General features: G+C 72.1%; 14 protein-coding genes. 3 read left to right on the top strand and 11 right to left on the bottom strand.

Translation table 11 applies throughout. The annotated features are described in order from the left end of the window. The first annotated feature begins 51 nt into the window (after nt 1–51). Nucleotides 52–1,113 carry an amidohydrolase family protein gene (locus ABZ565_RS20850; RefSeq protein ID WP_361028728.1) on the top strand — a complete coding sequence of 354 codons (1,062 nt, stop codon included), beginning with the start codon at nt 52–54 and terminating at the stop codon, nt 1,111–1,113. A gap of 37 nt (nt 1,114–1,150) precedes the next feature. After that, complete coding sequence (locus ABZ565_RS20845) at nt 1,151–1,732, top strand: TIGR03086 family metal-binding protein (RefSeq protein WP_361028725.1); 582 nt, start codon at nt 1,151–1,153, stop codon at nt 1,730–1,732. Nucleotides 1,733–1,839: 107 nt separating this feature from the next. Here ABZ565_RS20845 and ABZ565_RS20840 read toward each other — a convergent pair whose 3' ends face one another. Continuing rightward, entirely contained in the window at nt 1,840–2,523 is a 684-nt protein-coding gene (locus ABZ565_RS20840) for an alpha/beta hydrolase (RefSeq protein WP_361028722.1), read from the bottom strand. Nucleotides 2,524–2,583: 60 nt separating this feature from the next. On the opposite strand from ABZ565_RS20840, the gene ABZ565_RS20835 reads away from it, so the two are divergent. Then, nucleotides 2,584–3,408, top strand: a complete 825-nt coding sequence (locus ABZ565_RS20835; RefSeq protein ID WP_361028719.1) for a chitosanase — start codon at nt 2,584–2,586, stop codon at nt 3,406–3,408. Nucleotides 3,409–3,479: 71 nt separating this feature from the next. Here the strand turns inward: ABZ565_RS20835 and ABZ565_RS20830 are convergent, their stop codons facing one another. The 10 genes from ABZ565_RS20830 to ABZ565_RS20785 form a co-directional block, all read right to left on the bottom strand. Then, nucleotides 3,480–4,865 carry a nucleobase:cation symporter-2 family protein gene (locus ABZ565_RS20830; RefSeq protein WP_361028940.1) on the bottom strand — a complete coding sequence of 462 codons (1,386 nt, stop codon included), beginning with the start codon at nt 4,863–4,865 and terminating at the stop codon, nt 3,480–3,482. A 336-nt stretch (nt 4,866–5,201) separates the two neighbouring features. Beyond that, a complete protein-coding gene (locus ABZ565_RS20825; protein WP_361028716.1) occupies nt 5,202–6,599 on the bottom strand; it encodes an 8-oxoguanine deaminase in 1,398 nt (465 codons plus the stop codon). Nucleotides 6,600–6,641: 42 nt separating this feature from the next. Continuing rightward, on the bottom strand, nt 6,642–8,039 hold the full coding sequence (locus tag ABZ565_RS20820; protein WP_361028713.1) for a nucleobase:cation symporter-2 family protein: 1,398 nt from the start codon (nt 8,037–8,039) through the stop codon (nt 6,642–6,644). 70 nt (nt 8,040–8,109) lie between these two features. After that, nucleotides 8,110–9,033 (bottom strand): factor-independent urate hydroxylase, encoded by a 924-nt coding sequence (gene pucL / locus ABZ565_RS20815; RefSeq protein WP_018100513.1) that lies wholly within the window; start codon nt 9,031–9,033, stop codon nt 8,110–8,112. Nucleotides 9,034–9,040: 7 nt separating this feature from the next. After that, nucleotides 9,041–9,433: a hydroxyisourate hydrolase gene (gene uraH / locus ABZ565_RS20810; protein WP_361028708.1), complete on the bottom strand. Its 393-nt coding sequence runs from the start codon at nt 9,431–9,433 to the stop codon at nt 9,041–9,043. 19 nt (nt 9,434–9,452) lie between these two features. Continuing rightward, nucleotides 9,453–9,962, bottom strand: coding sequence for a 2-oxo-4-hydroxy-4-carboxy-5-ureidoimidazoline decarboxylase (gene uraD / locus ABZ565_RS20805; RefSeq protein ID WP_018100515.1), 510 nt, complete (start codon nt 9,960–9,962; stop codon nt 9,453–9,455). 176 nt (nt 9,963–10,138) lie between these two features. Then, nucleotides 10,139–10,516: a helix-turn-helix domain-containing protein gene (locus tag ABZ565_RS20800; protein ID WP_265539551.1), complete on the bottom strand. Its 378-nt coding sequence runs from the start codon at nt 10,514–10,516 to the stop codon at nt 10,139–10,141. Next, nucleotides 10,513–10,764 carry a hypothetical protein gene (locus tag ABZ565_RS20795; RefSeq protein ID WP_143618285.1) on the bottom strand — a complete coding sequence of 84 codons (252 nt, stop codon included), beginning with the start codon at nt 10,762–10,764 and terminating at the stop codon, nt 10,513–10,515. Before ABZ565_RS20795 ends, ABZ565_RS20800 begins: the two co-directional genes overlap by 4 nt. A 65-nt stretch (nt 10,765–10,829) precedes the next feature. After that, nucleotides 10,830–12,011 carry a lactonase family protein gene (locus ABZ565_RS20790; protein ID WP_361028703.1) on the bottom strand — a complete coding sequence of 394 codons (1,182 nt, stop codon included), beginning with the start codon at nt 12,009–12,011 and terminating at the stop codon, nt 10,830–10,832. 116 nt (nt 12,012–12,127) lie between these two features. Further along, entirely contained in the window at nt 12,128–12,967 is an 840-nt protein-coding gene (locus tag ABZ565_RS20785) for a GntR family transcriptional regulator (protein ID WP_361028700.1), read from the bottom strand. Between the last annotated feature and the right edge of the window lie 171 nt (nt 12,968–13,138).

Below are 13,138 nucleotides of genomic sequence, written 5' to 3'. Positions count from 1 at the left end.
CGGTGTGCCCCCGCCCCTTGGCACGCACGGAACCTGACGTACCGTCTGCGGATGCTGTGCATACGAGGTGTGGTGCTGCCGGAGCGCGAGGAGCGGGCCTTCTGGATCGAGGGCGAGGTGCTGCGCGAGGGCGACCCGCCGGGCGGCTTCGCGGGGCGGCACGCCGAGACCGTGGTGGACGGCGGCTGGCTGCTGCCCGGGCTCGTCGACGTACACACCCATCCCGGGGCCACCGGCACAAGTGAGCCGTTCGACGAGGAGCTGCTGCGCGAACAGCTGCGCGCGCACCGGGACGCCGGCGTCCTCGCCGTCCGCACCCCGGGCACGGCCGCGCGGATGCCCGCCTGGGTGGACGAGGACCGGGAGCTGCCCCGGGTCACATCGGCGGGCCGGTGGCTGGCCACCCCCGGGAGGTTCTTCCCCGGGTTCGGCCGGGACGTGAGCGAGGCGGAGCTCGTCCGGGCCGCCGTGGAGGAGTCGGCGGCCTCATCCGGCTGGTGCAAGGTCGTCGGGGACTGGCGGCTGGACGAGCCCCCGGTGCCGCTCGCGCTGCTCACCGAGGTGGTGGCCGCCGTCCACGCGGCGGGCGGCAAGGTGGCGGTGCACTGCCAGACCGCCGAGGGCACCCGCAACGCGGTCCTGGCGGGGGCGGACAGCCTGGAGCACGGCATGCATCTGGACCCTGGGCTGCTGGACCGGATGGCCGCGCAGGGCACCGCGTTCGTGCCGACGCTGGCGGCGTTCGGCAAGGGCGTGGACGCGATGCGGGCGCGGGAGCCGAGTGCGCGCCGCGATCTGTGGCTGGCCGGCTGGGAGACCATGTCCGGCACTGTCCGGGCCGCCCACGAGGCGGGCGTCACGGTGCTGGCCGGCACCGACTCGTTCCCCTGCGGGACCGTCGCGAGCGAGGCGTCCTGGCTGCTCGGGGCCGGGCTGCCGGCCGATGCGGCGCTCGGCGCGGCGTCCTGGACGGCGCGGTCGTGGCTCGGCCTGCCGGGTCTGGTGGACGGGGCGCCGGCCGACCTCGTCGCGTACGACACCGACCCGACCGCCGATCCGGCGGCGCTGGACCACCCCCGCCGGATCATTCTGCGGGGACACGTGGTGCGCTGACCGATGAGGTGGCGGCGGTCCGGCAGTCTGCACCGGTATGGACACACAACCGCTCGACCTGGAACCGGCCGCGCGCCGGATCACCGCGCAGCTCGACGCCGTGGACGACGGTGCGCTGGGGGCCGCGACCCCGTGCCCCGGCGTGACCCTGGGCGCCCTGCTCGCCCATATCGAGGGCCTGGCCGTCGCCTTCCGCGACGCCGCCCGCAAGGAGCTCGGACCGGCCACCGACTCGGCGCCGTCCGTGGAGTCCGGCGTCCTCGAATCCGGCTGGCGCACCACGCTCCCCGCCGCGCTCGACGGGATGGTGGCCGCCTGGCGCGCCCCCGACGCCTGGGAGGGCATGACCAGGGCGGGGGGCGTCGACCTGCCCGGTCAGGTGGCGGGGATGGTCGCGCTCAACGAGCTGGTGCTGCACGGCTGGGACCTGGCGAAGGCGACCGGGCGGCCCTTCGACGCCGAGGAGGCCCACCTGCGCAACACGCTCGCGCTGCTGGCGGACCAGGGCGACGACCCGTCCCCGTTCGGGCCGCCGGTGCCGGTCGCCGATGACGCGCCGCTGCTGGACCGGGCGGTGGCCAGGGGCGGACGGCGGCCGGACTGGCGGCCCGAGAGCTGAAGAGGTGCGGGGACGGGGCGTGTGCGCCGGGCCGAAGGGCGCAACGGCAAGCCCATGGCGTACGCGCCGGAGCGCACGCCCCGAGGCGCCCCGAACCGCCCGGCCCCTCAGCTCGTGAAGAACTCCGTGATCCGCTGAGCCGTCTGCTCCGGATCGGCCTCGTGCGGACGGTGGCCGCCGCCCAACGTGACCAGGTGGCAGTCCGGGATCATCGACGCCATGTCCTGGAGCCGCTCCTGCGGCATCGTGCTGCCCGGCCCCCCGGTGAGCATCAGCGTCGGCGCCACGATCTCCCCGAGGCCCCGCGCCCACGCCGGATCGGGGTCGGCCAGCTCGCCGTTCACCGACGCGAGCACCGCCTCGTCGTAGTCGGCGGGCCCGTCCGGCTCGACGGCAGGGCCCGCCGCTCCGGGGAACGGCGGCGGGGTCTCCACCAGCACCAGCCGCTCCACCCGGTCCGGGTGCTCCTGCGCGAGGAGGTGCGCGACGACCCCGCCCATGCCGTGGCCGACCACGCCCGCCCGGTCCACTTCGCACGCGTCCAGGAATCCGAGCACGTCGTCGCGCATCAGCTCCAGGTCGTACTCGTCGGGCCAGTCGCTCTCGCCGTGGCCGCGCAGGTCGATTCCGTACACCCGCCACTCCCGTCCCAGCAGGCTCCCGGCCGCTTCCCAGCTCGCCGCGCTCGCGCCGAGGTCGTGCAGCAGTACGACGGGCGACCCGAACGGGTCACCCCAGCTCCGGTACGCCAGCCGCACGTCGCCGACATCCACCACAGACTGATCATCCATGCCCCCGACGCTACCGCCGAATGCGCCGGGATCACGCCTCCGGCCTGGCAGGCTGGAACGGTGAAGCTCACCCCGCGCGCCCTGGTCACCCCGTTCGCCGCCCTCCTGATGTCCGTCACCACGCTCACCGGCTGCGCCCAGGCCGGCGGCTCCTCCGGCAAGGGGTCGGGGGGCGGGCTCGCCGCTCCGGCGAAGAAGGACATCGCCATGCGGCTCGTCTCCAGCGCGGAGAACTCCACGCTGGAGTGGAAGGCGCAGTACAAGTACATCGAGGACATCGGGGACGGGCGCGGTTACACGGGCGGCATCATCGGCTTCTGCTCCGGCACGGGCGACATGCTCCGGGTCGTGGAGCGGTACGCGGAGTCCCGGCCGGGCAACGCGCTGGAACGGTTCCTGCCCGCGCTGCGGAAGGTGAAGGGCAGCGACGCGCACACAGGACTGGGCGGCCCGTTCACCCGGGCCTGGGCCGAGGCGGCCGGCGACGCGAGGTTCCGGGAGGCGCAGGACGCCGAGCGGGACGCGTCGTACTTCGACCCGGCGGTGCGCCGGGCGAAGGAGGACGGGCTGGGCACGCTGGGCCAGTTCGCCTACTACGACGCGTACGTGATGCACGGGGAGGCCGACGCGGACGGCACCACCGGTTTCCGTACGATCCGGGGCCGGGCGCTCGACGCGGCCAGGACCCCCGCGGACGGGGGCGACGAGACCGCGTATCTCGACGCCTTCCTCGACGCCCGCGTCGCCGCGATCCGCGAGGAGCCCTCGCACGGCGACACCAGCCGGGTCGAGACCGCGCAACGCGTGTTCCTGGAGAAGGGCAACCTGGACCTCGACCCGCCGCTCGACTGGAAGGTCTACGGCGACAGCTACCACATCGGCTGACCGCACCGGGCCGGAACGCCGCGTGGCGCGTACGGCCAACCCCGTACGCGCCACGGCTTACTGACTGTACGTCAATGAGCGGCCACCTCCATCGCCTTCGCCGGGTCGTGGCCGCCGGGGGCGGTCCCCGCCTCCGGGTCGGGCTTCCGGCCGAGGTGGTTGAAGGCCAGGTTGAGGACGATGGCGACCACGCAGCCGGTGGAGATGCCCGAGTCCAGGACGACGAGCAGGTCCTTCGGGAAGGCGTGGTAGAAGTCCGGTGCCGCGATCGGTATCAGCCCCACCCCGACGGCGGCGGCGACGATCAGCGCGTTCTCGCCCTTCTCCAGGGCGGCCCCGGCCAGGGTCTGGATGCCGCTGGCGGCCACCGAGCCGAACAGGACGATCCCCGCGCCGCCGAGGACCGGCAGCGGCACCAGCGCGATGACGGACGCGGCCACCGGGACCAGGCCGAGCAGGATCAGGATGCCGCCGCCGGCCGCGACCACGAAGCGGCTGCGCACCTTGGTCATCGCGACCAGGCCGATGTTCTGGGCGAACGCGCTGCACATGAAGCCGTTGAACAGCGGGCTGATGGCGCTGCCCAGGGTGTCGGCGCGCAGCCCGCCCTCGATGGTCCGTTCGTCGGCGGGGCGGTCCACGATCTTGCCGAGGGCCAGCATGTCCGCCGTGGACTCGGTCATGCAGACCAGCATCACGATGCTCATGGAGACGATCGCGGCGATCTCGAACTGCGGGGCGCCGAAGTGGAACGGGGTGGGGAAGCCGATCGCGTCGGCGTCCTTGATGGCGCCGAAGTCGGTGATGCCGACGGGGATCGCGATGAGCGTGCCGATGATCAGGCCGAGCAGGATGGCGATCTGCTGGAGGAAGCCGCGCAGCAGTTTGCGCAGGGCCAGCACGATGACGAGGGTGACCGCCGCCATGGTGATGTTGGTGGTGGAGCCGTAGTCGTGGGCGGTGGCGTTGCCGCCCTGGGACCAGTTGAAGGCGACCGGCAGCAGGGAGACACCGATCAGGGTGATGACCGTGCCGGTGACCACGGGCGGGAAGAAGCGGACCAGTTTGCAGAAGTACGGCGCGAGGACGAAGCCGAGGAGGCTCGCGACGATGATCGCGCCGAAGATGACGGCGATCCCGTCGTGTCCCCGGTCCTTGCCGATCGCCACCATCGGGGTCACACCGGCGAACGAGACGCCGTTGACGAACGGCAGCCGGGCGCCTATCCGCCAGAAGCCGAGCGTCTGGAGCAGGGTGGCTATGCCCGCGGTGAACAGGCTCGCCCCCATCAGGAAGGCGGTTTCCTTGGGGCTGAGGCCCACGGCGGGCCCCACGATCATGGGCGGCGCCACCACGCCCGCGTACATCGCGGCCACGTGCTGGAGGCCGCTGGTGAACATCTTCAGCGGGGGGAGGGTCTCATCGACCGGATGCCTCCGGTCGGACGGGGCCGTCACCGGCTTGCCGTCGGGGTGGGGGGTCGCACTTGCGTCGTCGCGAAACCTGGGCGTAGCTGCCACGGCGGTTCCTCCGGTCGGTTACACGTCGGCGGTGACGTGGGGTTCAGGGAGGTGGTGCCGGGGCCCGGTCCGCCGGACCGGGCCCCGTGTGCTGCGGTGGTGCGGTGAGGCAGGTCGAACGGCTGGTGCGGGCAGCCGGGATCGCCGGTGCGGGTGGCGCGTGCGCGTGGGCGGCGCGCCTCCCGCACCGGTTGCCGCAGACCCCGCTCGGGTCCGCGGCGGCCGGGCCGAGGGCCGTCCCCCTCGGCCGGCCGCTTTCGGGCCGCCGGGCCGTCAGGCCCCGGCGGCGATCTGGGCGAGGCGGCGGGCCTCGTCGCGGGTGGCGCGGGCGATGGCCTCCTCGTCCGCGGTGACCAGGCGGCCGGACTCGACGACCGGCTTGCCGTCGACCAGCGACAGGGTGACAGGGGCGGCGGCGCCGAAGACGAGCGCGGTGACCGGGTCGGCGATGGAGGCGTGGGCGAGGGTGTCCAGCTTCCAGAGGACCAGGTCGGCCAGCTTGCCGGCTTCCAGCGAGCCGGTCTGCGCGGCGCGGCCCAGGACCCGGGCGCCGCCGTAGGTGCCGAGGCGCAGCGCCTGACGGGCATTCAGGGCGCGTTCGCGGTGCGGGCCGAGGCGGTTGATGAGGAGGGCGTTGCGCAGTTCGGTGTGGAGCTCGCCGGACTCGTTGGACGCGGTGCCGTCGACGCCGAGGCCGACCGGGACGCCTGCGGTGAGCATGTCCGGGACGCGCGCGATGCCTGCGGCGAGGCGGGCGTTGGAGGACGGGCAGTGGGCGACGCCGGTGCCGGTGCGGGCGAAGGCGGCGATGTCGGAGTCGTTCATGTGGACGCAGTGCGCCATCCACACGTCGTCACCGAGCCAGCCCGTCGACTCGAAGTAGTCCGTGGGGCCCATGCCGAACAGTTCGTGGCAGAACTTCTCCTCCTCCACGGTCTCCGAGCCGTGCGTGTGCAGCCGCACACCCTTGCGCCGGGCCAGTTCGGCGCCCTGGCGCATCAGTTCGGTGGATACGGAGAACGGCGAGCAGGGCGCGACGGCGACCTGGGTCATCGCGTCGAAGGAGGCGTCGTGGTGGGCGTCGACGGTCGCCTCGGTGGCGGCGAGCGCGCCCTCCAGGGTCTCCACGGCGAAGTCCGGGGGCAGCCCGCCGTCCTTCTCGCTGCGGTCCATGGAGCCCCGGGCGAGGGTGAAGCGTACGCCCATGTCGCGGGCGGCCCCGATGATGGCGCCGGACAGGCCGCCGGAGCCCTTCGGGTAGACGTAGTGGTGGTCCATGGCGGTGGTGACGCCGCCGAGCGCCATCATGGCGAGCGAGCCCTGCGCGGCGGCGCGGGCCATCGGCTCGTCGATGCGCGCCCACGTCGGGTACAGCGCCACCAGCCAGTTGAAGAGGTTGTGGTCCGTGGCCAGGCCCCGGGTGATCCACTGGTAGAAGTGGTGGTGCGTGTTGATCAGGCCGGGGGTGGCCAGGTGGCCGGTTCCGTCGATCCGGCGTACGACGTTCTCCAGGCCCTCGGGTGCCCGGCCGGCGCCGACGGACTCGATGCGGTTGCCGGCGACGACGACATGGCCCGAGGCGTACTCGGTGTCGGCGGCGTCGACGGTCGCGATCGAGCAGTTCTCGATGACGATGCGCTCCACCCGGTCGGGGGCTGCCGGTGCTGCCATGGTGCTTCCTTCTCTCATCTGGGATGTGGGCACGGCAGGACCCTAGGAGGATTTGAGTGCCACGGCGGTGCGGCCGTGGGTGCCGAGATGGTGGAAGAACAGGTTGAGCAGGACCGCGACGAGCGCTCCCGCACTGATCCCGGAGCCCAGGACGGTCTGGGCCCAGGAGGGGAAGTCGGCGTAGAACCCGGGCGCGGCGAGCGGCACGATGCCCGCGCCGAGGGCGACGGCGACCAGGATGATGTTGGAGCTGTCGTCGAGCCCGGCTTCGGAGAGCGTACGGATGCCGCTGACGGCGATCGAGCCGAAGAGGACGATGCCGGCGCCGCCGAGCACGGGCATCGGGACGAGCGAGACGACCGCGCCGAGCACCGGGAAGAGGCCCAGGACGAGCAGGGCGGCCCCGGCCGCTGCGACCACGTACCGGCTGCGGACCTTGGTGAGCGAGACGACGCCCACGTTCTGCGCGAAGGCGCTCGTGGGGAAGCCGCCGAAGACGGGGCCGACGAGGGTGGCGATGCCGTCGGTGCGCAGGCCCCGGGTGAGGGTGCGTCCGTCGGTGCGGCGGTCGCAGATCTCACCGACGGCCAGCATCCCGGCGGACGACTCGGTCATCAGGACGAGCATCACGATGCACAGCGAGAGGATCGCGGCCGGCTGGAACTCGGGCGCACCGAAGGCGAACGGCGTCGGCACGGCAGCCAGCGGCGCGTCGCGCAGGGCGGAAAAGTCGGCGAGGCCGAAAGGTACGGCGGCCAGCGTGCCGACCAGCAGGCCCATGAGCAGGGCGACTTGGCGCAGGAAGCCCCGGCCGAAGCGCTGGATCAGCAGGATGACGACAAGGGTGAACGCGGCGAGCGCGAGGTACTTCATGTCGCCGAAGTCGGTCGCGTTCTTGTCGCCGCCCTGGGCCCAGGAGACCGGGACGGGCATCAGCGTGACCCCGATGAGGGTGATGACGACGCCGGTGACCAGGGGCGGGAAGAAGCGCAGGAGTCTGCCGAAGAACGGTCCGACGGCCAGGCAGAACACCCCGGCCACGAGCACCGCGCCGTAGATCGCGGGAAGTTGGTGCCCGGGTGCGTTGGTCTCGGCGATGGCGAGCATCGGGGCGATGCCGGCGGAGGACGCGGCGTTGACGAACGGCAGCCGGTTGCCGGCGAGGCCGCCGACGCCGAGGGTCTGGAGCAGGGTGGCGCAGCCGGCGATGAGCAGGCTCGCCGCGATGAGCCGGGTCATGCCCGCCGCGTCGAGGCCGACGGCCTGTCCGATGATCAGCGGAGGGGTGACGACACCCGCGTACATGGCGGCGATGTGCTGGAGCGCCGCCGGCAGGAGCCGCGAGGGGGTGAGCTTCTCGTCCACCGGGTGCACCGCACGCTCCGGCGGGGTGGAACAGGGGCCTTCTGCTTCCGCGGGCCCGGATGCTGGCTGTGCCATGAGGGTTCCCTCCGGCCCGGCCGGTGCCCGGCCGCCGTGATCGGCGGGCGGGCACCGGCGCGGCGCCGCGTCAGAGGTTGGTCATGTCGACCGGGATCTGCGGCTCGACACCGTCCCGGAGCACGGTGCCCTCGATGAGCCCGTACGGACGGTCGGCCGCGAAGTACACCTCGTTGTCGTTCTTGAGCCCGAACGGCTCCAGGTCGACGAGGAAGTGGTGGTTGTTCGGCAGCGAGAAGCGGATCTCGTCGATCTCGCTGCGGTTGTTGATGATGCGCGAACCCATCTGGTACAGGGTCTGCTGGAGCGAGAGCGAGTACGTCTCGGCGAAGGCGTGCAGCATGTGCTTGCGCGCCTGCTCGTAGGACTTCTCCCAGTTCGGCATGCGCTGCTCGTCGCTGGTCCAGTTGTAGCGCCAGCGGGCGGAGACGTCGGTCGCGAGGATGCGGTCGTACGCCTCCTTGAGCGTCGTGTACTTGTCCTTGACGTAGCCCCAGAACTCGGAGTTGGTCGAGTTCATCACGGTCAGGTCCTTCAGCCCGGAGATGACCTGCCACTTCTCACCGTCGAAGGTGATCTGGGCGGTGCGGATCTCCTGGTTCTTCCGGACGAAGGAGTGCTTGACCTCGTCGGATCCGATGAAGCGGGAGTTCGCGTCGGAGGTGGCGATGCGCTCCCAGGCGTACTCCTCGATGCGGATGCGCGCGGTCTTGATCGGCTCCTGCGAGGTCACGAAGTGACGGGCGAGGTGGATGCCGAACTGCTCGGCGGACTCGATCCCGTGCTCCTTGGCGAACGCGAACACCGTGTTCTTGGTGGTGTCCGTGGGCAGGACGTGCGCGTTGGAGCCGGAGTAGTGGACGTCGTCCATCTCGCCGGAGAGCGCGACCGAGACGTTCAGGTCCTTGATGTGGTGGGTGTCGCCGTCCCGCGTGATCTTGACGACGCGGTTCTCTGCTTTGCCGTACTGGTTCTGGCCGAGAATCGTGGGCATGTGTCTGCTAGCTCCCTCGGTATACGGAGTAGCCGAACGGGTTGAGCAGCAGCGGTACGTGGTAGTGCTCGCCCGGGGTGACGGCGAAAGTGATCGCCACCTCGGGGAAGAACGCGCCGCTGTCCCTTACGCGGGGGGCGTCCTGCTGCGCCTCGGCTTGCTTCTTGGCGGTGAAGTACGGCTCGGTCTCGAAGTCGAGCCGTACGTGGGTGGTGTCTTCCGGCAGGGCCGGCAGGTCCTTGCAGCGCCCGTCCGCATCGGTCGCGGAGCCCCCGAGCGTCACCCACTCGGCGTCGGCGCCCGAGCGGGCGGCGAGCGAGACGGCGACGTCCGCGGCGGGGCGGCCGATGCTGGTGTCCAGGATGTGGGTGGACACCGATGCGGTGGCGAAGGTGCTCAAGACCTTCACTCTCCTTCTGTTACGCGTCTTCCGTGACGAGGCGGGTGAGGCGGATGCGGTTGATCTTGCCCAGTTCGGTGCGCACGATCCCCCGCTCCTGCTCGGGCGAGTTCCCGATGCGGGACTTCACCGCGTCGCGCATCTGCTCACCGGTGGCGCCGGTGGCGCAGATCAGGAAGACATGTCCGAACCGCTCCTGGTAGGCCAGGTTGAGTTCGAGCATCTCGGCCTTGAGCTCCTCGGATGCTCCGGCCATCCCCCGCTGTTCGCGGGAGGAGGTCGGGTCCCCGGGCTTCGGGCGGCCGATCGGCGGGTGACCGGCCATGGCCTCGGCCAGGTCCTCCGCGCCGAGTGCCGCCGTGGCGGTGTCGCTCGCGGAGAGCAGGGCTTCGGTGGTGGCGTACGGGCGGTGGGCGAGGATCGCTCGTCCCCATGCCGCACTGGCACACACCTCGTGCAGTGCGGCGGCCGCCTCGGCGTCCGCCTGGGTGTTGAACCGGGCGAGGCCCGGCGTGGAGCTCGAAGTCACGGGAGCCTCCGTGGCTGTTCTTCGCTGTGCGTTGGTCGGGCTGCGGATAGCTAACGCCCTCCGCAACACGACGTCAACAGTTTGTTGAAATTCCGTTCACGGAAAAGGCCACCGCCCGACGGTCCGGGCAGTGGCCTGATCGATCATGTGTCGGCTGCCTCCGCCGACGCGCCCAACTACCCGCTCTTGGCGCCGTTCTCGCGGTTCAGGTAGTTGTACACGGTGAACCTGGAGACGCCCAGCGCCCCCGCCACGGTCTCGACCCCATGGCGTACGGAGAAGGCACCGCGTGCCTCCAGGAGCCGGACGGCCTCCTGCTTGGCCTTACGGTCCAGCTCGGCCAGCGGCATGCCGTGCCGGCGCTCCATCGCGGCCAGGATGTGGTCCAGCGACTCCGAGAGCTGGGGCAGCCGGACCGCCACGACGTCCTCGCCCTCCCAGGCCAGCACCACGTCGTCGGGGTGCGCCTCACCGGGGCCGACGAGCTCGGCCCCCATGGCGTCCACGAGCGGCTTCACGGCGGTGACGAGGGGGTGGTCCACCGGTCCGGTCACTTCGGGTCCTCTCCGATGACGTTGACCTGGAGCGATACCCGGGTGGCACCCGATGCCAGCGCTTGCCGCAGCAGGCTGTCGACGGCGGTGAGCACCTGGTCGGCACCGCCCTCCGCCGTGTTGCCGAACGGGCCGACATCGACGGCGTCCAGCTCGGCCCCCTGGATGACCTCGCGCGCCACGACCGCGTGCGCGGGTGCCTCGTCCAGATCGAAGGGCTCGGTGGTGAACTCCACTCTCAAGCGCATGGTGCCTCCCTGATACGTCGCACCGCGTCCGGTGCGACCTGCGGCTCGGGCTCGACCCTAACGCCCTACACCGGTAGCACGCAGACCGCCGCCGGGGCCGCGTACGGGGTCCCGGCCGAGGTCAGGGCGCCGGATTCGGCGTCCACCCGGAAGGCGGTGACCGTGCCGGACCTCTGGTTGGCCGCGAAGAGGAGGGTGCCGTCCGGCGAGAACGCGGTGTGCCGGGGGAAGTCGCCGCCGACCGGCACGGTGTCGATCAGGCGCAGCGCGGCCCCGCCGTCCCCGACCGCGTACCGGGTGATGCTGTTGTGCCCCCGATTGGCGAGGTAGGCGAACCGGCCGTCCCCCGTGACGAGGAACTGCGCGGGGTAGCTGGTGCCGGACCCCGTGCCGGTGGACTGCGGGTCCCCCGGCGTGAGCGTGCCCGTGGCGGGGTCGTAACCGCAGACCACCGCCGTGTTGTCGAGCTCGCAGGCCAGGTACGCGTGGCGCCCGCCGGGGTGGAAGGTGAGGTGGCGGGGGCCGGCACCCGGCCGCAGAGCGGCGTACGAGACCTGCTCCAGGGTGCCGCGTGTCTCGTCCAGCCGGTACGTGTACACCGTGTCGTTCCCGAGGTCGACGGCGAGGACGTGGCCGCCGTCGGGCGAGGTGATGATCTGGTGCGCGTGCGGGCCGTCCTGCCCCGGTCCGGGGGCGGGCGAGCCGTGGGCGACCAGGTCGGTGCGCTCCCCCACCGATCCGTCGTCGGCCAGGGGGTGCACGGCGACGCTCCCGGAGGTGTAGTTGGCGCTGAGCAGCCACCGCCCGCCCGGGTGGACCGAGAGGTGACAGGGTCCGGCGCCACCCGTGGACCGGGTGCCGAGCACCCGGAGGTCATCCGCGAGGGCGACCGCGGTGACGCCGCCGTTCTGCTGCTCGTCCACCGCGTAGAGCGTGCTGCCCGTGGGGTGCAGGGCGAGGTACGACGGGTTCTCGACGCCCGTGACGACGGTGCGGGCGGTGATGCTCCCGGCCACCCGGTCGTACGCGGCGACGCCGACGCCGGTGCCGCCGGGGCTGGTGGAGGTGTAGGTGCCGAGGTAGAGGGTGCCGGTGCCGCGGGTCGCGGGATGGGCGGGGCGCGGCGGGTGGTGGGGACGGTGGGGCGCGGGACGGTGCGCGGAGCGCGGGAGGCCGGGGGCGGCGGCGAGGGCACCGCCCGCCAGGAGGGCTCCGAGGAGGGTGCGGCGGCTGGTGGGGGACGTCATGCGAGGCACCTCGTGGGGTCGGTCGCTTCGGATGTCGCAGCCACAGTGGCCCTGCCCGGGCCCCAACGCAAGAGGTGCACCGGCCATTGCGCAGGGTGCAACGCGCACTCCGCCTCTCAGTCGCCGGACTGGATGTCGCCCCGCGTCGAGGAGGTGATCGGCTCGCGTTGCGCGAAGTCGCCCGGCGGGATGCCCGGATGGTGCCCGCCCTCGACCGGCTCGACGGCGGCGGCCGGGCCGAGGGCCAGCCGGGACACGATGCGGTAGCGGTCGCCCCGGTAGAGGGAGTGCACGTACTCGACGGGGCGGCCCGTGGTGTCCGAGGTCAGCCGCTCGAAGAGGAGCGCCGGGGACAGCTCGGGCACGTCCAGGAGGCGGGCCTCGGCCCGGGTCACCACGGTCGGCTCGATCGCCTGGACCGCCTCGTGGACGTGCACGTCGTGGCGCTCGCGCAGGTGCTCGTACAGGTCGCCGCTCTCCAGCTCCTCGGCGGACAGACCGGGCACCAGCTCGGCCCGGATGTGCAGGTGCTCGATGGCCATGGGCGCGCCGTCGACCAGCCGCAGCCGGGCGACGTACACGATGTCGGCGGCCGGTGACATGCGGAGCTTCCGGCCGACCCGGGCCCCGGCCTGGAGGGTGGTGAACTCCAGGAGCCGGCTCGACCATGCCCCGGCCGCCTGCGGCACCGACAGGGCGAGGTCCGCCGAGATCAGTTCCTGGGTGATCTTCTCGGGCGCGACGAACATGCCCCGGCCGTGCTCCCGCACGAGGAGACCCGTCGCGACCAGCTCGTCCACCGCCGCGCGCAGGGTGGGCCGGGAGACGCCCAGCGTGGCGCACAGGGAGCGTTCCGAGGGGATCGCGTCGCCCGGGCGCCGGGACTCGATCATTTCCAGGATGGCGTCACGGGCCCGCTCCCGTTTGAGCACCGTCCCCGATGCGTCGGCGTCCATGCGCTGCCCCCTTCTGGCGGGTTGGGTACCTGACCACTGGAACACTGGTCAGGTGAATTGTAGCCGCTCTCGCGGGCCACTCCTCCGAGAGATCGCCAAAATCCTTTGAATACAAGGGGCTTGACGGCTTCATTGGTCCATGCCACCTTCATCCACCAACAAGAGGTGAGC

This window comes from Streptomyces sp. NPDC016469 (assembly GCF_040632905.1).
Lineage (GTDB): Bacteria > Actinomycetota > Actinomycetes > Streptomycetales > Streptomycetaceae > Streptomyces.
This window is presented reverse-complemented; position numbering and strand designations above follow the sequence as displayed.

What these genes read in the sequence shown, in the direction of transcription:
- ABZ565_RS20825 (WP_361028716.1), bottom strand. Translation starts at nt 6,599, where the DNA reads ATGGCAGCACCGGCAGCCCCCGACCGGGTGGAGCGCATCGTCATCGAG.
- ABZ565_RS20795 (WP_143618285.1), bottom strand. Translation starts at nt 10,764, where the DNA reads ATGCGCTTGAGAGTGGAGTTCACCACCGAGCCCTTCGATCTGGACGAG.
- ABZ565_RS20850 (WP_361028728.1), top strand. Translation starts at nt 52, where the DNA reads ATGCTGTGCATACGAGGTGTGGTGCTGCCGGAGCGCGAGGAGCGGGCC.
- ABZ565_RS20785 (WP_361028700.1), bottom strand. Translation starts at nt 12,967, where the DNA reads ATGGACGCCGACGCATCGGGGACGGTGCTCAAACGGGAGCGGGCCCGT.
- pucL (WP_018100513.1), bottom strand. Translation starts at nt 9,033, where the DNA reads ATGCCCACGATTCTCGGCCAGAACCAGTACGGCAAAGCAGAGAACCGC.
- ABZ565_RS20790 (WP_361028703.1), bottom strand. Translation starts at nt 12,011, where the DNA reads ATGACGTCCCCCACCAGCCGCCGCACCCTCCTCGGAGCCCTCCTGGCG.
- ABZ565_RS20820 (WP_361028713.1), bottom strand. Translation starts at nt 8,039, where the DNA reads ATGGCACAGCCAGCATCCGGGCCCGCGGAAGCAGAAGGCCCCTGTTCC.
- ABZ565_RS20840 (WP_361028722.1), bottom strand. Translation starts at nt 2,523, where the DNA reads ATGGATGATCAGTCTGTGGTGGATGTCGGCGACGTGCGGCTGGCGTAC.
- ABZ565_RS20845 (WP_361028725.1), top strand. Translation starts at nt 1,151, where the DNA reads ATGGACACACAACCGCTCGACCTGGAACCGGCCGCGCGCCGGATCACC.